At 72.0% G+C, this 19,818-nt stretch carries 21 protein-coding genes and 2 pseudogenes; 16 read left to right on the top strand and 7 right to left on the bottom strand.

The features are described 5' to 3' along the window. Window positions 1-11: 11 nt before the first annotated feature. A complete protein-coding gene (locus ABIC61_RS06235; protein WP_354029212.1) occupies window positions 12-1,250 on the top strand; it encodes an MFS transporter in 1,239 nt (412 codons plus the stop codon). On the opposite strand, the gene ABIC61_RS06230 is transcribed toward ABIC61_RS06235, so the two are convergent. Continuing rightward, window positions 1,156-1,494 carry a YciI family protein gene (locus ABIC61_RS06230; protein WP_354029211.1) on the bottom strand — a complete coding sequence of 113 codons (339 nt, stop codon included), beginning with the start codon at window positions 1,492-1,494 and terminating at the stop codon, window positions 1,156-1,158. The genes ABIC61_RS06235 and ABIC61_RS06230 overlap by 95 nt on opposite strands. Window positions 1,495-1,697: 203 nt before the next feature. Here ABIC61_RS06230 and ABIC61_RS06225 point away from each other — a divergent pair, with 203 nt between their 5' ends. From ABIC61_RS06225 to ABIC61_RS06205, 5 genes are all read left to right on the top strand, one after another. Beyond that, window positions 1,698-2,966 carry an MFS transporter gene (locus ABIC61_RS06225; protein WP_354029210.1) on the top strand — a complete coding sequence of 423 codons (1,269 nt, stop codon included), beginning with the start codon at window positions 1,698-1,700 and terminating at the stop codon, window positions 2,964-2,966. Between the two features lie 120 nt (window positions 2,967-3,086). Beyond that, window positions 3,087-4,358 carry a sensor histidine kinase gene (locus ABIC61_RS06220; RefSeq protein ID WP_354029209.1) on the top strand — a complete coding sequence of 424 codons (1,272 nt, stop codon included), beginning with the start codon at window positions 3,087-3,089 and terminating at the stop codon, window positions 4,356-4,358. Continuing rightward, window positions 4,340-5,029, top strand: a complete 690-nt coding sequence (locus tag ABIC61_RS06215; protein WP_354029208.1) for a response regulator — start codon at window positions 4,340-4,342, stop codon at window positions 5,027-5,029. Before ABIC61_RS06220 ends, ABIC61_RS06215 begins: the two co-directional genes overlap by 19 nt. A gap of 144 nt (window positions 5,030-5,173) precedes the next feature. Continuing rightward, window positions 5,174-6,055, top strand: a complete 882-nt coding sequence (locus ABIC61_RS06210; RefSeq protein ID WP_354029207.1) for an ABC transporter ATP-binding protein — start codon at window positions 5,174-5,176, stop codon at window positions 6,053-6,055. After that, window positions 6,052-7,128 (top strand): ABC transporter permease, encoded by a 1,077-nt coding sequence (locus ABIC61_RS06205; RefSeq protein ID WP_079236992.1) that lies wholly within the window; start codon window positions 6,052-6,054, stop codon window positions 7,126-7,128. The genes ABIC61_RS06210 and ABIC61_RS06205 overlap by 4 nt, the downstream gene beginning before the upstream one ends. 22 nt (window positions 7,129-7,150) lie before the next feature. On the opposite strand, the gene ABIC61_RS06200 is transcribed toward ABIC61_RS06205, so the two are convergent. Then, window positions 7,151-8,200 (bottom strand): YeiH family protein, encoded by a 1,050-nt coding sequence (locus tag ABIC61_RS06200; RefSeq protein WP_354029206.1) that lies wholly within the window; start codon window positions 8,198-8,200, stop codon window positions 7,151-7,153. A 32-nt stretch (window positions 8,201-8,232) separates the two neighbouring features. Next, window positions 8,233-8,814 (bottom strand): LppP/LprE family lipoprotein, encoded by a 582-nt coding sequence (locus ABIC61_RS06195; protein ID WP_354029205.1) that lies wholly within the window; start codon window positions 8,812-8,814, stop codon window positions 8,233-8,235. A 136-nt stretch (window positions 8,815-8,950) separates the two neighbouring features. On the opposite strand from ABIC61_RS06195, the gene ABIC61_RS06190 reads away from it, so the two are divergent. Both ABIC61_RS06190 and ABIC61_RS06185 read left to right on the top strand, forming a co-directional pair. After that, window positions 8,951-9,304 (top strand): hypothetical protein, encoded by a 354-nt coding sequence (locus ABIC61_RS06190; protein WP_144751044.1) that lies wholly within the window; start codon window positions 8,951-8,953, stop codon window positions 9,302-9,304. Window positions 9,305-9,309: 5 nt separating this feature from the next. Beyond that, complete coding sequence (locus ABIC61_RS06185) at window positions 9,310-10,683, top strand: flavin monoamine oxidase family protein (protein WP_354029204.1); 1,374 nt, start codon at window positions 9,310-9,312, stop codon at window positions 10,681-10,683. Window positions 10,684-10,741: 58 nt separating this feature from the next. On the opposite strand, the gene ABIC61_RS06180 is transcribed toward ABIC61_RS06185, so the two are convergent. The 3 genes from ABIC61_RS06180 to ABIC61_RS06170 are packed head-to-tail and all read right to left on the bottom strand — an operon-like array spanning window position 10,742 to window position 13,513. Next, window positions 10,742-11,692: a 3-oxoacyl-[acyl-carrier-protein] synthase III C-terminal domain-containing protein gene (locus ABIC61_RS06180; RefSeq protein WP_354029203.1), complete on the bottom strand. Its 951-nt coding sequence runs from the start codon at window positions 11,690-11,692 to the stop codon at window positions 10,742-10,744. Next, a complete protein-coding gene (locus ABIC61_RS06175) occupies window positions 11,689-12,495 on the bottom strand; it encodes an MBL fold metallo-hydrolase (RefSeq protein ID WP_354029202.1) in 807 nt (268 codons plus the stop codon). Before ABIC61_RS06175 ends, ABIC61_RS06180 begins: the two co-directional genes overlap by 4 nt. Further along, on the bottom strand, window positions 12,488-13,513 hold the full coding sequence (locus tag ABIC61_RS06170) for an NAD-dependent epimerase/dehydratase family protein (protein WP_354029201.1): 1,026 nt from the start codon (window positions 13,511-13,513) through the stop codon (window positions 12,488-12,490). Before ABIC61_RS06170 ends, ABIC61_RS06175 begins: the two co-directional genes overlap by 8 nt. A 72-nt stretch (window positions 13,514-13,585) precedes the next feature. Between ABIC61_RS06170 and ABIC61_RS06165 the strand changes: the two genes are divergently transcribed. The 8 genes and pseudogenes from ABIC61_RS06165 to ABIC61_RS06130 all read left to right on the top strand — a co-directional run bounded on the left by ABIC61_RS06165 (window position 13,586) and on the right by ABIC61_RS06130 (window position 18,854). Then, window positions 13,586-14,785 (top strand): glycosyltransferase, encoded by a 1,200-nt coding sequence (locus ABIC61_RS06165; protein ID WP_354029200.1) that lies wholly within the window; start codon window positions 13,586-13,588, stop codon window positions 14,783-14,785. 50 nt (window positions 14,786-14,835) lie between these two features. After that, a pseudogene (locus ABIC61_RS06160) lies at window positions 14,836-14,958 on the top strand (DivIVA domain-containing protein); the annotation flags it as partial. Further along, window positions 14,941-15,090, top strand: a pseudogene (locus tag ABIC61_RS06155) (DivIVA domain-containing protein); the annotation flags it as partial. The pseudogenes ABIC61_RS06160 and ABIC61_RS06155, both read left to right, overlap by 18 nt. A 17-nt stretch (window positions 15,091-15,107) precedes the next feature. Further along, window positions 15,108-15,620, top strand: coding sequence for a hypothetical protein (locus ABIC61_RS06150; protein WP_354029199.1), 513 nt, complete (start codon window positions 15,108-15,110; stop codon window positions 15,618-15,620). A 75-nt stretch (window positions 15,621-15,695) separates the two neighbouring features. Then, on the top strand, window positions 15,696-16,025 hold the full coding sequence (locus tag ABIC61_RS06145; protein ID WP_354029198.1) for a hypothetical protein: 330 nt from the start codon (window positions 15,696-15,698) through the stop codon (window positions 16,023-16,025). Then, the gene (locus ABIC61_RS06140) at window positions 16,022-17,929 is read left to right on the top strand and encodes an alpha/beta hydrolase (RefSeq protein WP_354029197.1); all 1,908 of its coding nucleotides are present in this window, start codon (window positions 16,022-16,024) and stop codon (window positions 17,927-17,929) included. The genes ABIC61_RS06145 and ABIC61_RS06140 overlap by 4 nt, the downstream gene beginning before the upstream one ends. A gap of 104 nt (window positions 17,930-18,033) precedes the next feature. Then, entirely contained in the window at window positions 18,034-18,516 is a 483-nt protein-coding gene (locus tag ABIC61_RS06135) for a hypothetical protein (RefSeq protein WP_354029196.1), read from the top strand. Next, the gene (locus ABIC61_RS06130) at window positions 18,513-18,854 is read left to right on the top strand and encodes a hypothetical protein (protein ID WP_354029195.1); all 342 of its coding nucleotides are present in this window, start codon (window positions 18,513-18,515) and stop codon (window positions 18,852-18,854) included. Before ABIC61_RS06135 ends, ABIC61_RS06130 begins: the two co-directional genes overlap by 4 nt. Window positions 18,855-18,884: 30 nt before the next feature. Here ABIC61_RS06130 and ABIC61_RS06125 read toward each other — a convergent pair whose 3' ends face one another. Beyond that, window positions 18,885-19,751, bottom strand: a complete 867-nt coding sequence (locus ABIC61_RS06125; RefSeq protein WP_354029194.1) for a LysR family transcriptional regulator — start codon at window positions 19,749-19,751, stop codon at window positions 18,885-18,887. Window positions 19,752-19,818: the final 67 nt, after the last annotated feature.

Raw genomic sequence — 19,818 nt, 5'->3', positions numbered from 1 at the left:
GGCTCTCAAAAGTGAAACGATCGTTTTCGTTACGACAGCGAGTCTTCCTGGTTAGCGGGCTCGGACTCATCGCCGCGACCTACGGCCTCGTCCGGCTGGCGTACGGGCTGTTCCTGCCCGACGTGCAGCGCGACCTCGGGCTCTCCTCCGGTGCCGCCGGGTGGATCTCCTCCGGTGCGTCGGTGCTCTACTGCGTCGGCGCGCTCGTCGGGTTCCTGCTCGCCGCACGGGTGCCGCGGGTCCTCGTGCTCGCTGCCGCGATCGTGGCCGGAGCGGGCGCGCTCGGGATGGCGACCGCTCCGGACTCGACGGTGTTCGGGGTGTCTTCGGTGATCGGGTCCGCGGGGGCGGGGCTCGCCTCGCCCGCACTCGTGCGGCTCGTCGCCCAACAGGTGCCGGAGGTCGTGCAGGGACGGGCGCAGTCGATCGTCAACGCTGGTACCGGGCCCGGCCTGGTGGGTGCGGGAGTGCTCGCGCTCGTGCTCCTGCCGAACTGGCGTGCGGCCTGGGCGGTCTCAGGGGTGTTCGCGTTGGTGGTCGGCGGCGTCCTGCTCGCGGCGAGCCGCGGTGACCGTGGCGGCGGCGGACGTACGCAGCCCGCCGCGCCCGCACGACACCCGGACCGCGCGTGGGTCCTCGCGCACCGCGGGGTGATCGCCCTTGCCCTGCTGTTCGGCGCAGGTTCGGCGGTCGTGTGGACCTACGGTCGCTCGGCCCTCGTCGACGCCGGTGCCCCGGTCGCGGCCTCCGTCTCGGCGTGGATCGCGCTCGGCATCGGCGGCGCAGCCGTGGTGCTGACAGCGAGGTGGACGAGCCGTCTCCGTGCGGCGACGACCTGGACGGCGACGACCGGTGCCGTGGCGGTGACCGTCGTCGTCCTCGGCGTCTGGCCGCAGTCGACCGTGGCCGCACTGCTGGCGTGCGCGGTGTTCGGCTGGGGCTACACGGCGGCGACCGGGGCGCTCATCACGTGGACGACCGAGATCGACCCCGACCGGGCGGCGGCGGGTACCTCGGTGCTCTTCGTGGCGCTCGTGCTCGGCCAGGCCGCGGGCTCGGCCCTCGCAGGTGCCCTCGTCGGATCCGTCGGCACGGTCATGGCGTTCGTCGCCGGGGCCGTGGTGACCGCGGTCGGCGCAGCCCTCGGGCCGGTCGTCAGAGGAGCGGCCGCAGCTCGATCTTCCGGTTGCACGCCACCGACGCCTCGTTCGCGACGCGCAGGGCGGTCTCGGCGTCCGGCAGCTCCATGACCCAGAACCCGGCGACGAACTCCGCGGGGTCGCCGAGCAGCCCCGGCGTCGCGGTCGCTCCGCCATCGCGGGCGTCGACCACGACGGCGTCGGCGGGCGCGGACACCCCGGCGGCGATGACGACCGCGTCCCCGAGGCGCTGGTTGAGCGCGTCGACCGCGTCCATCTCGGCCTGGGACGCGGACTCGGTCCGACCGGCGGCCTCGGCCTGCCCGTCGTCGATGACGTTGACGAGGAACTGCATGGTGTCTCCCCTGCTCCGTTGGCGGGAGGCTACTCCTGCGGTAGCGTGACGGCGAACACCCGATCCCGACGACAGCGGAGTCATGGCAACGAAGCGCTGAGCCGGCACCAGAGCCGGCTCCCCCTCCACGCGGACCACCCGTCCGCGCGCTTCCTGTACGCCCGCGCGGCACCGACGCCGTGCGACGACACCGAGGGTCTCCCGTGTTCTCCATCCGCGCCCGTTTCCGGGCTTCGTTCTCCACGCTCGCCGAGCACCGCTTCGTCACGTTCGCGGTCCTCGTCGACACCATCGGCGCCGGCCTCACGCTGCCGCTGACGATCGTCTACTTCACCCTGACGACCGACCTCTCGCTGGCGCTGATCGGCGTGCTGTCGACCGCTGCGTCGCTGCTCGCGCTGCCGATCGGGCTGCTCGGCGGGGTGGTCACCGACCGGTTCGGCGCGAAGGCGTCGATGATCACCAACAACCTGTTGTCCGCAGCCGGGTTCACGCTGTACCTCGTGGCGCACGACCCGGTCGTGGTGTTCGCGGCGATCTTCCTCGCGAACGCGTCCGAACGGCTCTACTGGACGTCGTGGACGGCGTACGTCCACGACCTGTCCGACGGCCGGCCGTTCGAGCGGTGGTTCGCCTTCCTCGAGGCCACGAAGGCCGCAGCCCTCGGCGCAGGCGCGATCGTCGCCGCCGTGACGCTCGCAGGCGGCGGCCACGACGGGCTGCGCTGGCTCGTGGTCGCGAACGTCGTGACGAGCGTCGCCGCAGCAGTCGTGTTCGCCTCGCAGCGCACCGGCGGCACCCGGTCGACCGCACCGCAGCCGCGGGACCTCGACGACGTCCGGACCGGGTCGCTCCGCGAGTTCGCCGCCGACCGCTCGATGCGGCTGATCACGCTCGGGCAGTTCCTGATCGGGCCGGCGATGGTGCTGCCGAACGTCGCGCTCAGCGTGCTGTTCGTCGAGCGGTGGCACATGCCCGCGGCCGTGGCTCCCGTGCAGTTCGCCGTCGCGACGGGGCTCGCCGCCTGCCTGCAGACCTCGGTGACGCGGTGGGTCGCCGGCTTCGACCGCGGGGTGCTCGTCGCGGTCGGGGCCGCGCTGACCGGACTCACCGCCGTGCCGCTCATCGTCCTGCCGCCACTGGAGGGGGGCGCCGCCTGGTCGTACGTGGTCCTCGTGGCGGTGCTGCTGGCCGTGGCGGACATGATCGCGTTGCCGGCCGCGAACGCCGTGATGGCCGAGGCGCCGCACCCCCGGATCCGTGGCCGAGCGATCGGCGTGTTCCAGACCGCGAGCTCGGTGGGCATGGCGCTGTTCCCGTCGTCACTCGCGTTGCTCGACACGGACGTGCCCTGGGTGCTCTGGCTGCTGACGGCCGTGGTGTTCGCGGCGGCGGCCTGGGTGTGGCGGGCCGCGGTGGCGAGCCTGCCGGCCCGGGTGCGCATCGCGACGGCGGCGGACGCCGACGGCTGACGCCAGCACTGGCGCTGGACTGGAGGCGGGGGGGGGGGGGGGGGGGGGGGGCGGCGCCCCCCCCCCCCCCCGCCCCCCCGCGCCTCCAGTCCGGCAGCCCCACCCGCTAGCGTGGTCCGCATGGGGACGGCGACGGAGTGGACGCGACTGCCCGTGGGGCGCCGCGAGCTCCGCCAGGACGCGGTCCTCGCGCTCGTCCTCGGTGCCGGCCTGGCGATCACGACGACGCTCTACACCGCCGCGGGCACCTACGGCGACGACCAGGCCGCGTGGTGGGTCTCCGCGCTGATGATCGTCGCGAACGCCGCGCCGATCGCGTTCCGCCGGCGCTGGCCGATGAGCATGGCCGTCGTCTCGGCACTGGCCTTCGCGGCCTTGCAGCTCCTGCACGTGCCCGAGGTCTTCCTCGTCAACTTCACCCTGTTCATCGCGCTGTACACGGTCGGGGCGTGGTGCTCCGACCGTGTCCGGGCCGAGGCCGTCCGGTGGGTCGTGATCGGCGGCATGTTCGCCTGGCTCTTCATCGGGATCGCCTTCGGCTGGGCCGTCCCGAACGCACTGCCGAACGACGACGGCGGGCTGATCCCGCCCTACATCGCGTTCTCGCTGCTCAACATCCTGATCAACGTCATCTACTTCGGTGCCGCTTGGTACGCCGGCAACCGGGCGTGGGCCTCGGCCGTCGCGAAGCACGAGCTGGACGTCCGGACCGCCGAGCTCGCCGCCGAACGCGAGCGGAGCGCCGCGCAGGCCGTGACGCTGGAACGCGTCCGGATCGCCCGCGAACTGCACGACGTCGTCGCCCACCACGTCTCGCTGATGGGCGTGCAGGCCGGCGCCGCCCGACGGGTGATCGACCGCGACCCGGCGCAGGCCACCGCGTCGCTCGGCGTGGTCGAGGAGAGCGCGCGCACCGCCGTCGAGGAGCTCCGGCGGATGCTCGGCACCCTCCGCTCCCACGAGGACGACCCCGCGGGCGACGACCTCCGCGACGCTCCGAGCACCGAGGGCCTCGGCCGCATCGGCGAGCTCGCCGATGCCTCCCGCACGGCTGGCCACCCCACCGAGTACGTGGTCGTCGGCGACCCGCGAGAGGTCCCGCCGACCGTGTCCGCCGTGGCGTACCGGATCGCGCAGGAGGCCGTGACGAACGTCCTCAAGCACGCCGGACCGACCGCCCGGGCCGACGTCCGCGTGCGGTACCTCGCCGACTGCGTCGAGGTGGAGGTCACCGACGACGGGCACGGCGACCGCGCTCCGCGGAACACGGCGGGCAGCGGACTCGGCCACGTGGGGATGCGCGAACGCGTCGCCGCGGTGGGCGGACGGATCGAGATCGGGCCGCGCGCCCGGGGAGGTTACCTGGTGCGGGCATGGCTGCCGACGACCTGACGATCGTGCTCGCGGACGACCAGGACCTCGTCCGGGCCGGGTTCCGCGTCATCCTCGAGTCCGAGCCGGGGTTCCGTGTCGTCGGCGAGGCGGCGGACGGCGCCGAAGCCGTCGATGCCGTGCGACGACATCGACCGGACGTGGTCTGCCTCGACGTCCAGATGCCGAACGTCGACGGGCTCGAGGCAGCGCGGCGGATCGCGGCGCTCCCCGATCCGCCGGCGGTGCTCGTCCTGACGACGTTCGACCACGACGACGCCCTCTTCCAGGCGCTCGAGGCCGGGGCGAGCGGGTTCCTGCTGAAGAACGCCTCGCCCGAACGGCTGATCGACGCGGTCCGCACGGTGGCTGCCGGCGACGCGCTGCTCGCCCCGGACGTGACGCGGCGGGTGATCAGCCGGGCGACCGCGACCGCCCCGCCGACGAGCGCGGACGCCGTGCCCGCAGCCGACGCGGCGCTGGCCAGCGCCGGTCTCACCGAGCGCGAGACCGAGGTGCTCCGACTGCTCGCTCGGGGCCTGAGCAACGCCGAGATCGCCGCCGAGCTGTTCGTCGGGGACGCGACCGTGAAGACCCACGTGTCGAACGTGCTGCAGAAGCTCGGCCTGCGCGACCGCATCCAGGCCGTCGTCTGGGCGTTCGAGCACGGCGTGGCCGGCACCGCGGGCTGACCCGCGCGTCCCCCGCTCCCCCGTGCGGTGGAGTCGGCGCCGCCGATCGCGCCTCGGAAACCCGTCGCCAGCCGGAGGCACCGCCCCACCCCGGCGCAATAGCGTCGACGCAGGCGGTCCGAACCGCCGAGAGAGGGGAACGACATGCTCACCATCGACGGGGTGACCAAGCAGTACGGCGACCGCCGCGTGCTCGACGACGTCACGTTCACGGTCGGCGACGGACGCCTGACCGGGTTCGTCGGCGGCAACGGTGCCGGCAAGACCACCACGATGCGGATCCTGCTCGGCGTGCTGCAGGCCGACGCCGGCACCGTGTCGATCGACGGCGCGACGATCGGCCCGGCCGACCGTCGCCGGTTCGGCTACATGCCCGAGGAACGCGGGCTGTACCCGAAGATGCCCGTCTCCGAGCAGATCACCTACTTCGCCCGGCTGCACGGCGTCGACAAGCGCACCGCCGCGAGCCGCACCACCGACCTGCTCGACCGGCTCGGCCTGGCGCCGCACGCCGACGACGCCGTCGAGAAGCTCTCGCTCGGCAACCAGCAGCGCGTGCAGGTCGCGGCTGCGCTGGCCCACGACCCCGAGGTCCTCGTGCTCGACGAGCCGTTCTCCGGCCTCGACCCGATGGCCGTCGACGTCGTGCTCGCCGTGCTGCGCGAGGCAGCGGCCGGAGGCGTCCCGGTGCTCTTCTCGAGCCACCAGCTGGACGTCGTCGAGCGGCTGTGCGACGACGTCGTGGTGATCGCCGGCGGCACCATCCGAGCGGCCGGCCCCCAGGACGAGCTGCGCAAGCAGGCCGGTCCGCCGGCGTGGGAGCTCCTCGTGGAGGGCGACGTCGCCTGGCTCCGTGACGAACCGGGCGTCACCGTCCGCGAGTTCGACGGAGGCTACGCCGTCTTCGAAGCCGACGACCCCACCGCCCAACGGGTCCTGCAGCGCGCCGTCCAGCACGGCACCGTCGGGTCGTTCTCGCCGCGTGTCCCGCGGCTCAGCGAGGTCTTCCGGGAGGTCGTCCGATGAACGGCTCGTTCGTCCAGTCCGTGCGGCTCGTCGCCGCGCGCGAGATCCAGGCACGCGTCCGCAGCAAGGCGTTCGTCGTGTCGGCCTGCATCCTCATCCTGATGGTCGTCGCGTCGATCGTCGTCGGCGGCATCGTCGGCAAGGCGACCGCGGGCGACACCACCCCGGTCGCGGTCGTCGACGGCGTCAGTCTCCCCACGAGCAAGGGGCTCGACGTCACGGAGGCGCCGACCGCCGCCGCTGCCGAACGGCTCGTCGAGAACGGTGACGTCGACGCGGCGATCCTGCCCTCGGACGACCCGCTCGGCTACAAGGTCGTCGGACTCGACGACGCCCCGACCGACGTCGTGCAGGCGCTGAGCGTCTCACCCCGCATCGAGCTGCTCGACCCGAACGCGATCCCCGGCGGGCTCATCTACATCGTCGCGCTCGCGTTCGGGGTGGTGTACTTCGCCTCCGCCGTGACGTTCGGTCAGTCGATCGCGCAGAGCGTCGTCGAGGAGAAGTCCACCCGGGTGGTCGAGATCCTGATGGCCGCGATCCCGGCGCGGGCACTGCTCGCCGGCAAGGTCCTCGGCAACAGCGTCATGGCGTTCGCGCAGATCGTGGCGGTGGCGATCGCTGCGGCGGTGACGCTCGCGGTCACCGGGCAGGACAACATGTTCACCGTGCTCGGGCCGAGCATGCTGTGGTTCGTCGGCTTCTTCGCGATCGGGTTCGTGCTCATCGCCTCGCTGTTCGCAGCAGCCGCAGTGCTCGTCTCCCGCCAGGAGGACGTCGGCAGCGTCACCACCCCGGTGATGATGCTCGTGATGATCCCCTACATCCTGATCATCGTCGCCTACAACAACCCGACCATCCTCGGCGTCATGTCGTACGTGCCGTTCAGCGCGCCGATCGGCATGCCGATGCGGATCTTCCTCGGGACCGCCGAGTGGTGGGAGCCGATCCTGTCCCTCGTGATCGTGGCGGTCTCGGTGGTGCTGGTCGTGGTCATCGGGGCGCGGATCTACGAGAACGCGCTCCTGCGCACCGGCAGCCGGGTGAAGCTGGCGGAGGCGCTGCGCGGCTGACGCCCCGATCCGGGCCTCCCGTTCAGAGCAGCCCGAAGACCGCCTGCGCGCCGAGACTCGTCCCCGCCACGAGCACCCACAGCGCGATCCCGAGCAGCATCGGCCGGAAGCCCGCACGTCGGAGTGCGCCGAAGTCCGTCGAGACCCCGATCGCAGCCAGCGCGACCGTGATGAGGAACGTCGCCGCGGTGGAGAACCCCGGGGCCGCGGCGGCCGGCAGCACCCCGAGGGTGCGGAGCAGGACGACCACGAGGAACCCGATCAGGAACCACGGCACCAACCGGAGCACGCGGACGCCCCCGGCGCGACCCGACCCGTCGTCGGCGGCGAGCTGCTCGCGGGAAGCGCGCCGTGCCTCCAGTCCGGCCAACCCGATGACGATCGGGATGATCATGAGCGTCCGGACCAGCTTCACGACGACGGCGGTGTCGGTCGCCTGGCGACCGTAGACCGTCGCCGTGGCGACCACCGAGGACGTGTCGTTCACGGCAGTGCCGGCGAAGACGCCGAAGGCGTGCTGCGAGAGCCCCAGCGCGTGACCGACCAGGGGGAAGACGAAGACCGCGGCGATGTTGCAGAGGAAGATCGTGGACATCGCGTAGGCGACGTCGGCACTCACGGCACCGATCACGGGGGTGACGGCCGCGATCGCCGATGCCCCGCAGATGCCCGTCCCGACGCCGATGAGCGTGCGGAGCGCACTCGACACCCGCAGCAGCCGGCCGATCCCCCACGCCGCGACGAGGCACACCACGAGGGTCGTGAGCATGACCGGGAGGGTCTCCCCACCGATGCGCAGGACCTCGCCGATGGACAGCTGCGCACCGAGCAGGACGACGGCGAACTGCAGCACACGGCTCGACGCGAACTTCACGCCGGGCTGGAGCGCGTCGAGCCCGCCCTGTCGGCGGCGTCGGACGAGCCAGCCGACGACCGCACCGATGACGACGGCGGGTACCGGGCCACCGACGACCGGGACATTCGTCCCGACGAGGGTGGCGACGAGTCCGATCGCGACGGCCAGCGCGATGCCGGGGACGACGGCAGCGGCGTCCGCACGCGTGAGGGGCATGCCCTCCAGCATGGCAGGGCGCCGGACGGCCGTCAGCCCACGGGCGGCGTCTGTCCGCTCATGTCAACGCGGCCCGTGCTGTCGTTCCACGTGAAGGTGGCGTTCGTCCGGCCGCTCGCGTCGGCGGTCGACTCGTCCGGCTCCGGGTAGTGGTAGGTCACCACGATCGTCGACGGATCGGTGCGGGCGACGTCGGGGACGAACCCGTACGCCTCCTTGGTCGCGGTGCCGAGGTACCGGCCCTGGTGGAACAGCAGGATCGCGACCGGGGAGCTGCCGGTCGCGAGGTCCAGGTTCACGACCGACCAGGACAGCGGCGCACAGGCGTCGTACCCGGAGTAGTCGGAGTTCGCGGGGTCCCACTTCGCGTCCTCGAGGCCGGTCGGCAACGGCAGATCCGCGATCGCCTGGGAGGCGGCCGCGGCGCCGCTCGACGGACCACAGGTCGGGGTCGCGGTCGGCGTCGGCGTGGGTGTCTCCGATGCTGTCGTCGGGGTGGCCGTCACGGTCCGGGTCGCGGTCGGTGTCGCTGCTCCCCCACCGCTGCAGCCGGTCAGGCCAGCGGCGAGCGCCGCGACGAACAGGAGTCCCCCGGTGGTCCTGGTGATGCGCATGGGTTCAGATTCCTCCTCGCGGTTCGCAGAGTTCACGGCGTATTCTTGGGTTCGGAAGCAACGACGATTCCGGCCATGCCTCGTCGTGCTCGCGTTCCCCGGACCCGACGAGACGAACTGCGACCAAGAGCCCCTCGTGTCTGAACACCTCATCGAGTACGTCGCCCGTGACCGAACGGGCATCACCGCCGTCGTGACGACCACCAGCGTCATCGACGTCGACACCGTGATCAAGAACATCCACGCCGGGCATGCCGGGTACTACGTCGCGGCCGACTCCTGGAAGCGCACCCCGGTCCGGAGCATGTCGTTCCTCGGCGGGGCGTACCTGTTCGCGAACTGGGACGGCTCGAAGCGGAACATGCTGCACGACCTCGCGTTCCGGGCGCCGACCCGCTCGATCGAGACGAAGCCCGTGGTGCGGCCGCGGCCGGGTGTGCCCCGGCTCCTCGCGGCGCTGTTCGGCCGCCGCCGGAGTCCGCGGCACTGACCCGCGTGGAGACCGTCGACGTCGTCGTGATCGGAGCCGGGGTCGCCGGGCTCACCGCCGCGAGACTGCTCGCCAGCGCCGACGGCGACGGCGACGGCGAACCCGCAGCCGGCCGCCGGGTCGTCGTGCTCGAGGCCCGCGATCGAGTCGGCGGTCGCGTCCACACCGACCGGACCGGCGGGCACGTCACCGACCTCGGCGCCTCGTGGATCCACGGCATCGACGGCAGCGCCGTCGCCGAGGCCGTCACGGCGTTCGGCATCCGCACCGTCGAGTTCACCGTCGGTGGGTACCAGGTGGACAGCCGACCGATCGCCTACCACGGGGCGGACGGACACCGGCTCGACGACGCCGCCACCCGACGGTTCGCCGCCGACGTGCACACGGTCGATGCCACCCTGGCCGACGTCGTGGCCGCATCGGGTCCGACCGACACCTACCGCGACGTCACCGAGCGTGCCATCGCCGCGCAGGTCTGGGACGCCGAACGGGCAGAGCGTGTCCGGGAGCACCTCGAGCACCGGAGCGAGGAACAGTACGGCGTCCCGAGCGACGAGCTCGCCGCGCACGGCCTCGACGACGACTCCATCGACGGCGACGAGGTGGTCTTCCCGGACGGCTACGACGCGCTGCCGACGCACCTGGCAGCGGGACTCGACGTGCGCCTCCGCCACGTCGTCCACAGCGTCCGCCACGGCGACGACGGCGTCGAGGTCACGACCGACCGCGGGACGTTCCACGCCGAGGCCGTCGTCGTCACGGTCCCGGTCGGGGTCCTGCAGTCCGACGACTTCGTGATCGAACCACCGCTGCCCGCACGGCACCGGCAGGCCCTCGAACGGCTGCGGATGAACGCGTTCGAGAAGGTCGTCCTGCGGTTCCCGGAGCAGTTCTGGGACGAGGACGTCTACGCGATCCGGCAGCTCGGTCCCGAGGGCCGCTGGTGGCACTCCTGGTACGACCTGACCCGGCTCGACGGTGTGCCGACGCTGCTCACCTTCGCTGCCGGGCCGGCAGCACGGGCGATCCGGGGCTGGAGCGAGGAGCAGGTCGCCGCCTCCGTGCTCGAGCAGCTGCGCCGGCTGTACGGCGATCGCGTCCCCGCTCCGAGCACGGTGCAGGTGACCGCGTGGCAGGACGACCCGTTCGCCCGGGGGTCGTACGCGCACATGCTCCCGGGGTCGACCACGGACGACCACGACGACCTGGGGGTGCCGATCGATGGCCGGCTGCACCTCGCGGGCGAGGCCACCTGGACCGACGACCCGGCGACGGTCGCGGGCGCGCTGTACTCCGGGCACCGCGCGGCGGAGCAGATCCTCGGGCGGGACGTGCCGATCGCTCGGCTCTGGTCCGGCGCCCTGAACGGCACCACCTGACGGACGGGAGGCGCGGGTCGGCCCCGCACCGCGCCTCCAGTCCGACGGTCGGTACCGTCTACAGCCGCAACGCCAGCGCGTTCGCGGTGAGGCCCGCGGCCGTGCCGCACAGCAGCACGGTGTCGCCCCGCGACAACCGCCCGTCGTCCAGACAGCGCGCGAGCGTGTACGGCACCGACGAGGACACCATGTTCCCGTACTCGGCGACCGCGTCCACGTACCCGCCTGACGGGATCCCGATCCGCCGCATCGCGATGCCCAGCGCACCACTGGCCTGGTGCGGGACCACGAGGTCGACGTCCTCGAGTCCGAGTCCCGCCTTCGCGAAGAACCGGTCGAAGAACCCCGGCAGGACCTTCAGCATCCCCATCAGTGCACGCCGCCCGTGCATGTCGAACCGGTAGTCGGCAGGGTCGCCGTCGGCGTAGTCCTGTGCCGGGTACCGGGACAGACCGCCCCGCAGTTCCGTGTCGTGCGCGTGCTCGGGCCAGGTCTGCTGCAGGCTCGCGAGGACGCCGGGTCCGTCATCGGCCGGTTCCACCCGGGTGAGGACGACCGCCGCGGCAGCGTCCGAGAACAGCTCGAAGGACTCCCGCTGCTCGGGGTCGAGGAACCGGGAGCCGACATCCCCCGACACGATCAGCACCCGCTCGTACTCGCCGTCGGCCAGGTACCGCGAGGCGACGTCGACCGCGGTGATGAAGCTCGTGCACGTGGAGTTCACGTCGAACGCGGCAGCGCGGGCACCCGGCGAGACCCGCTCCATGACGAGCGCAGCGGTGCACGGGATCGGCTGGACGCCGGCGGCGCACGCGGCGATGACGCAGTCGAGGTCGTCGGGGCTGATGCCCGCGTGCCGGATCGCCCGCTCGGCCGCCGTCGCGAGCATGTCGAGGTGCGAGACGTCGTCAGCGATCCGGTGCCGGGTGACCGTGCCCGACCTCGACGGGAACGTGACCGTCGTCTCGGGCAGGTACGTGCCCCATCCGCTGATCCGGCAGCTCCTCATGACGGTCCCCCTTCGTCGGTGCGCTGGTCTCGCAGCAGATCTGAGTCCACCGGGTGGTGGTCATGGCTGAACAGCAGTCGGACCCCGGTCCGTTCGGCGTCGAGCAGCAGCCGCGCGGTCTCGGCTTGCACCGTCGCATCGTGTGCGACGGCGCGCGGGATCGGGCGGATCCGTCCCTCGTGCCCGAGCAGGTCGCGTCCCCAGGCGGCGTCGCCGGCCAGCAGGACACGGCCCGCGACGAGCGCGCCGACGTGGCCGTCGGCGTGGCCGGGCAGGTCCACGAGTCGGTAGGTGCCGTCACCGAACAGGTCGGCGGTCCGGAGCCCCGTGGTCGCGTCGAGTCGGAAGGCCCGGTCGGGCACGGCCTGGAGGCGCGGCTCCAGCCCGGCGGGCAGCAGCGCCTTGAGCACGCCAGCACGCAGCGTCGGATCCGCCATGGTCCGTCGCATCGGCTCGGTCACGACGACGGTGGCGTGCGGGAACGCCGCGAGGCCGCCGATGTGGTCGGGGTGCAGGTGGGACAGGACGACGTGGGTGACGGTCGCGGCTCGCGCTCCGAGCTGCTCGCCGATGCTGGCGCCCGGAGGGACCGTCGGTGGCAGCAGGCGTCGGTACGCCCACCCGGCGGGGCCGGTGCGCCAGGGCAGCGGGGCGTAGCCCGTGTCGAACAGGACGCGGCGGTCGCCGTCCTCGTACAGGAAGACGTTCGCGGGGAAGACGCGCCGTTCCCGTGGGGCGCCGCGGAGGAGCTGGTGCACGCCGTGCGAGGTCGTGCCGCAGACGAAGGCGCGGAGGCTAGGCACGGTCGGCTCCGTCTGCTCGGGTTGTTGGGGTTGCTCCGCTCGCGTAGCTCGCCAGGCTCTCGTCGAGGGTGACCGTCGGCTCGTACCCGAGCACCTCGCGCGCCCGGGTGATGTCGAGGGTCTGCGAGTGCGTGATCGTCGACACGGTGTACCGCGTGACCGGTGGTTCGGGACGACCGGGGAGCACACCGCAGATCGCCTCGAGTGCCCCGGCGATGCCGTAGACGACACCCGCCGGCAGCCGTCGGTGCCGCAGCGGCAGGCCGAGACCGGTGAGGAGCTGGTCGAGCAGGTCGACGAACGGGCGCGGGTCGCCGTTCGTGATGTTGAAAGTGCGGTCGGCCGCTTCGGGCACCTCGGCCGCGAGCCGGACGGCGAGCGCCACGTTCTCGACCGCGGTCAGGTCGACGAGCCCCCGTCCGCCGTGCAGGAGCGGGACGCCGACACGTTCGTGCACGCGGAGCAGCCGTGGGACGAGTGCGGGGTCGCCCGGTCCGATGATGCCGCGCGGGCGCAGGACGACGACCTCGGGGCCGTTGCTGTGGTCGGTGCGGGCGCTGCGGCTGTTGTGGCCGCTTGCGGCACGGAGCAGCGCCTCGGCGTGCAGCTTCGAGCGGATGTAGTGGTTCATCGGACGGCTCGGGTCGACCTCGTGCTCCCGGATCACCAGGCGGTCGCGCGGTGCCGCGTAGATGCCGGGCGACGACACGTGCACGAACCGCCGGGCACCGACCCGACGGGCGTACTCGAACGCCCGCGCCGTCCCGGTGACGTTGGCGTGCTCGAACTCCGACCACCGTCCCCACGGCGAGGACAGCGCAGCACAGTGCACGACGACGTCGACGGGGAGGTCGAACCGGCCCAGGTCGTCGAGGTCACCGACGAAGGTCGCGCCCTCGGGCAGTGCAGCGGCTCGTCGACCGGCTGCCGTCACCGTGTAGCCGTGCGCCCGCAGGTCCCGGACGACGTGGCCGCCGAGGAACCCGCTGGCGCCCGTGACGAGCGCGCTCTCCCCCATCCCACCGATACTAGGTGCCGCCGGGCGGTGCCGTCGGCCGTGGCCGCCCGCTGCTCCCCTAGGCTCGGCCGTGTGCGGATCGCCCTCGTCACCGACTACTACCTGCCGACGCTCGGCGGGGTGCAGACCGCGGTCCGGGCCCTGGCCGAGAGCCTCCGAGCGGACGGACACGAAGCGATCGTCTTCTGCCCGCTGACCCGTCCGTCGGACGATCCGGGCGTCGTCGGGCTCCCGGTCTCGAGCGTGTTCCGGCCCGACGGGTACCCGTTCGCCTGGTCGCCGCGACGCCTGCGCGAGGTGCTCCGTCGCGAGTTCGCCGCACGCCGGATCGACGTCGTGCACACCCACTCCGAGATGTTCGCCGCCCTCGGAGCGATCCGCGCCGCGCACGACCTGGGCATCCCGATCGTGCACACGATGCACGGCCGGATCGACGTCTACACCCGGAACGTCCTGCCGCTCCCCGCCGTCACGACGGTCCTGCTCGCCGCGCTGCACGGCCGGCAGGTCAGCGCCGCCGGGATCCGCGTCGCCGGTGACACGCCCTACACGGCCACCCGCACGGCTCGGAGGATGTGGCGGGTGATGCTCGCGCAGTCCCGGGCGAGCGACCACGTGCTCGTGCCGTCCCACCACTTCGCGGCGAAGCTCGTCGAGCAGGGGGTCCGGACGCCCGTGACCGTGCTCACGAACGGCATCGAGTCGTCCGTGCTCGACGCGATCGGCGACGCCCCGATCCGCACCCTCCGATCCGACGAGCCGCTGCGGATCGTGTGGGTCGGGCGGCTCTCCCCCGAGAAGCGACCCGACGTCCTGGTCCGCGCGGCGCACGCGTTCCCGGACGGCGTGCACGTGGACGTCTACGGCGACGGGGTCGCGCGAGCGGCGATCACCCGCGCCGCCGCTGGGGCACCCGTCACGCTGCACGGCTCGGCTCCGCACCACGAGGTCCTCGCCGCCATGCGCTCAGCCCACCTGCTCGTCTCGAGCTCGTTCGACTTCGACAACCAGCCCATGGTGATGCTCGAGGCGATCGCCACCGGGCTCCCCGTGCTGTACTGCGACCCCGACCTCGCCGAGGTGGTCCCGGACGGCGGCGGCTTCTGCACGGCGACGCCCGACGCCGACGGCATCGCGACCGAGGTCCGGCGACTGCGGGACGATCCGGATGCGATCACCCGGGCGTCCGAGGTGATGGTCGCCGCACGGTCGCGGATCGAACAGCGCACCGACGCGGTCGTCGAGGTGTACCGATCCGTCGTGGCCCGCTGATCACGTCCCTCGTGCCAGGATGTCCTGGCAAGCACAACGAGGGGGACGACATGCTCGCAACGGACGTGGCCGCCAAGCGGTTCCAGCCGACGAAGTTCCGAGAGGGCTACGACCAGGGGGAGGTCGACGACTTCCTCGATCGGGTCCAAGCGGTCTTGGCCGGGTACGAGCAGAGTCGGCCGGTCGACACGCTCACCCCGGAGGACGTCGTCAACACCCGGTTCCGCCCCACTCGCTGGCGTGACGGGTACGACCAGGACCAGGTCGACGACTTCCTCGACGAGATCGTCGTCGCGCTCCGCCAGCACGCCACTCGCTGACCATGCCCATTGGCACGACGCAGCGCTGGCCCGTCGTCGTGACGGTGTTCGTCGCCGCGGTCGCGTTGACCGGCTGCGCAACGGCAGCACCCGGCGACGCACAGGGGACCCCGGGCCGCTCGATGACCGCGGAATCGGCGAACACCGAACAGCTGGACCTACTCGACGCACTGATGGCAGCGGCCCCCGCGTCCTGGGGTCCGGCGACGGTCAACCGTTTCCGGACCTGCAGCACCGCATCCGGCGAGGGCGGCATCCAGATCACCCGTGAGATCCGCGGGAGCGGGATCTCGGACGAGCGTGCCGCCGCCCGCGCGTTCCGGGACGAACTCACGGCGAACGGGTTCGACGCCGAGATCCGCCGCGGAACCGAAGTCGTCGGGACCGGACCCCTGGACCGCTTCGCCGCCTTCAACGCGGACGACGGAGCGTCGATCATCCAGGCGTACAGCGCCTGCTACCGGTTCGACCTGGAATCGAGTACCCCGACCGTGCCCGCGACCGCTGGCGGCTGAGTTCTCCACAGGACGTCGTCGCCCGACTTGCAGCGGGTACCCGGTTCCGTAGTATGTTGCGTACAAGGGGGCATCATGGGGAACGGGTGGAAGGTGGACATCGCCGGGTCGGAGGCGATCGTCCGAGATGCAGCGACGGCTGGGTCGTCGATGCAGAACGCAGCAGCGGACGTGGACACCGCGCTCCGGGACGTCGTCGCAGCGCTCGCGGGAACGGACGCCGCCGGCGCTGCCCAGGGGTTCCTCGGCGCGCGACAGGGTGACGCGACCACCGCTGTCGGTGCCGTCGAGAAGGCGATCACGGCCGCGACCGGCGCGATGAACGCGTTTGCCGAGGCAGACGCCGGGATGGCAGACCACGCCACCGCGAGTACGCCACGCGGCTTCGGGCGGACCGTCCAGTGAGTGCGACACTCATCGACGAGAGCGCGCTGCCGACCGTGACACCGACGGTCGCAGCGGTGAACGACAGTGCGACCGCCTTGCGGACCTCCACTGATGCGGTGCGCCAGGCTGCCCAGGCCGCACAGCGCTCGTGGAGCGGCATCGACGGCGTGCTCTCCTCGCCCGGCGCGACCGATGCCCTGTCCGACGCGATGAGCGCAGCCACCGGACCGGCCGATGGGCTCGCGACCGCAGCCGGCTCCGTGGCCACGGCGCTCGAGACCTTCGCCGACGACCTGACCACGATCCGCCGGACCCGCCGCTCACTACTGGCCGACATCGAAGAACTCCGCGCGCGCGTCGCGGCATCGGACAGCGACGACGCCGTCCCCGACGAGTACCGCGCCGCGAACGACGATCTGCACGCGCGGGCGAGTCGACTGCACACTCGTTGGCGGACGGCGCAGGACGACCTCGCCCAGGCGATCCGCGGACAGATCGGGGGCGCCCCGCGGCTGTTCCCGACGCTCGGTGGCAGCATGCTCGCTGCGCCGTTCGCCAGGATCGACTTCGGTGCGGCATCTCGTGCGTTCCGGGATGCCGGACGTCTCCCGCTGCTCGCGGGCCTCGCGGCGCAGGGGCCGGACGCGCTCCGGAAGTGGGCCGCAGACCACCCCGGGGAAGCGCAGCGGCTGCTCGACCACCCGCCGTCGACCGACGACGTCAAGGCGTGGTGGGCAGGCCTCGACGCGGACGACCGCACCGCGCTGGTGACCGGTCTGTCAACGGTGGTCGGGAACCTCGGGGGCGTGCTCTACGCCGACCGCGGTCGTGCGAACCAGCACACGCTCGACACCGAGCTCCCGAAGGCACAGGCGCGCTACCGGGAGCTCTCCGGCAAGGTGTTCCGGAACGACGAGCTGACGCCAGCCGATCGAGCCGAGTACGCGCGGCTGTCGGAGATCGTGGGGTCGCTCGAAGCCCTCGACAAGACGCTGCTGGCGGGCACTGCCTCGGCGCCGCGAACCATCGTCTCGCTGACGCTCGGACACCCGCCGCTCGCCGCGGTGGCCATCGGTGACCTCGACACGGCAACGAACGTGACGGTCAACGTCCCGGGGATGGGCAACACCGTCGCCGAGAGCATGCAGGGATGGGCGGGTGGCGCAGAAAACCTCTTGATGGAACAGAAGAACGCAGCAGCGCGCGCCAAGGCCGACCAGAACCTGGCTACTGTCGCGTGGATTGGTTACGACACTCCTGAGATGCCCCCGAGCGTCGATGTCCTCGGATCAGCGAAAGCGGAAGTCGGCGCTCGGAATCTCTCTGGATTCCTCGAGGGCGTCTCGGGCACGCGGGGCTGGAAGGACGGCAATCACCTGTCCGTCGTCGCGCACTCGTACGGCACGACGACTGCAACGCTTGCCGTCGCGAAGACGCCCGTCGCGAACCTCACCCTCCTCGCCTCCGCCGGTGTCGACATGCGGGTTCCGAACGTCCAGGCGGTCGACGTCCCTGCGGACCACGTGTGGGCTTCCCAAGCCTCGAAGGACTACGTCGCGAACATCGGTCGGGGCTCGGTCGAAGCACCTGGCCTGGGCTTCGGTGGCGACCAGCCGATCAACACGTGGAACCCGTTCACCGCCAACCGGTCGCACGTGATCGCACTGCCGAGCACCCACCCGCTCAACCCTGGCGACGGTGTGTGGGGTGCGCGGACGTTCTCCTCCGACACCCAGATGATCGACGGGAGGGTGTGGCACGGTTCCGACGGCCACGGCGCCACGCCAGCCACGGAGGCCGCCATCAAGGGTGAGTCCCGCAAGGATGAGGATCACGGGTACCTCGACGCCGGTACCACTCCGCTCAGGAACACCGCCTACACGAGCCTCGGGTACACACCCGAGGGCAAGGAGATTCGATGAGACTGCGCCGCTGCGGGCTCCTTGCGCTGGTGCCCGCCGTGCTCCTCTGCACGATGATCACCAGCTGCTCGAACCACAACTCGCCACCGGAGCAGGAGCCGTCCATGTCAACGACTGATTCAGCAGATGCGAAGCGGGTCTGGAGCGAAGCAAACACCCGGGCGGAGGTCACGCAGGCCGTCGTCCCGGGCAAGTGGTTGTCCTCGGACACCGCAGCCCGCGCTTGCAGTGGCGGCGTCCAGTGGGTCGTCAACCGGATCGGGCCAGGGACTGATCCGAGCCAGCGGGATGCGGTGATCGGCGACATCGAAGCGCACTGGCGCTCGCTCGGATGGAAGCCGACACGCTCTGAACTCACCGGCGACGCTCCGGGGCAGCAGGTCAGGTATCCAGCGTCTGGGGTCTTCGAGGACGGGTTCTTCGCAGAGTTCAGCACCACGGAGAACGCCTCGACGCTCCAGATCCAGACCCCCTGCACCCCCGGCGACGTCGACCAGCTCAACCGCGAGAAGTACGCCGAAAAGCACACGAACACCCCGCCCGACATCCCCGGCGCATCGAGTCCCTCGGCAGAGGCCACCCCGTGAGCGCCCAGATGGGGGCGGACCACCTCGCCCGCGAACAGGAGCGCCTCGACCGCCCCCGCGGCTGGTGGATCGGCGGACCAGGCCTCGGTGCCGTCCTGCTCGGCATCGTCGCCGCCGTGGTCGCGGGTGGTGCGATCGAGCACATCTGGCTCCTCGCAGTGATCGCCCTGGTCCAGGTCGGACTGCTCGTCTGGACGGCGATGGCACTCCACACGGTGCGCGGTCGTCGGCCACTCGCGCGGACGGCCGGCATCATCGGCATCGTCGTCGCCGGGCTCTCCATCCTGCAAGGGCTGGGCCTCGTCGTCGGACTGGCCCTCCTCAGCACTGCCGTCTGAGACTGCGGCGACCGACCCCGGCGCGGACGCTCAGGCGCTCGCGGCAGCTTCCGCCGCACCGATCTGCAGCCCCGTCTCGACGAGCCGCGCCACTGACGGCGTCGATCGGCCTGCTGGCCACGCGAGAACCGTCGTCGCGAGGGGCGCGTCGAGCACGGGTACCGCGACGTGCTCGGGCCACTGCCACGCTCGGCTCGAGCGCGGGATGACCAGGAGCGTCCGGCCGAGGGCAACGAGCTGCGCGAGCTGGGACTGCGAATGCACCTCCGGCCCGGGTCCGGGCGGGTAGGTCCAGTCCGCGAGCGGCCACCGGGCCATCGGCAGGTCGGGCACGTGCGAGACCTCGGCCATCGTCAGCGACCGTCGCCGAGCGAGCGGGTGCGACGCCGGGACGATGGCGACCTGCGGCTCGGAGTACAGGTCGACGGCGTCGATCCCGGCGAAGTCGTCGAACGGCCGGTGCATCACGGCGATGTCTGCGGTGCCGTCGCGCAGGAGTCCGGCCTGCTCCCCGATCTCGCACAGGACAACCTCCACCGGCACGTCGTCGGGTGCCGCGTCGAGCAGCGCCTGCAGGAACTCGTGCGACGACCCGGCCTTCGTCGCGAGGACGAGCCGACGCTCGGGAGCACCGGCACGTCGTGCGCGGCGAACCGCTGCCCGGACGGCGTCGAGGGCCGCCGGAGCTTCGCGGAGCAGTGCCTCCCCAGCAAGCGTCAGGCGCACGCCGCGACGATCACGGTCGAACAGCCGGACGCCGATGCGTTCCTCGAGCTGCCGGATCGCCCGCGACAGGGGCGGCTGGGCCATCCCGAGCCGGAGCGCCGCACGGCCGAAGTGGAGTTCCTCGGCGACGGCGACGAAGTACCGGAGTTCACGCGTCTCGACATCGTCCACGGGTGCAGCCTACGTCGGCGATACCCGTCGGGTACCACAGCGGACCGGATCGGTGTTGGACGCCGAG

Origin of the sequence: Curtobacterium sp. 1544 (assembly GCF_040544915.1) — a bacterium.
Taxonomy (GTDB): domain Bacteria; phylum Actinomycetota; class Actinomycetes; order Actinomycetales; family Microbacteriaceae; genus Curtobacterium; species Curtobacterium pusillum_C.
This window is presented reverse-complemented; position numbering and strand designations above follow the sequence as displayed.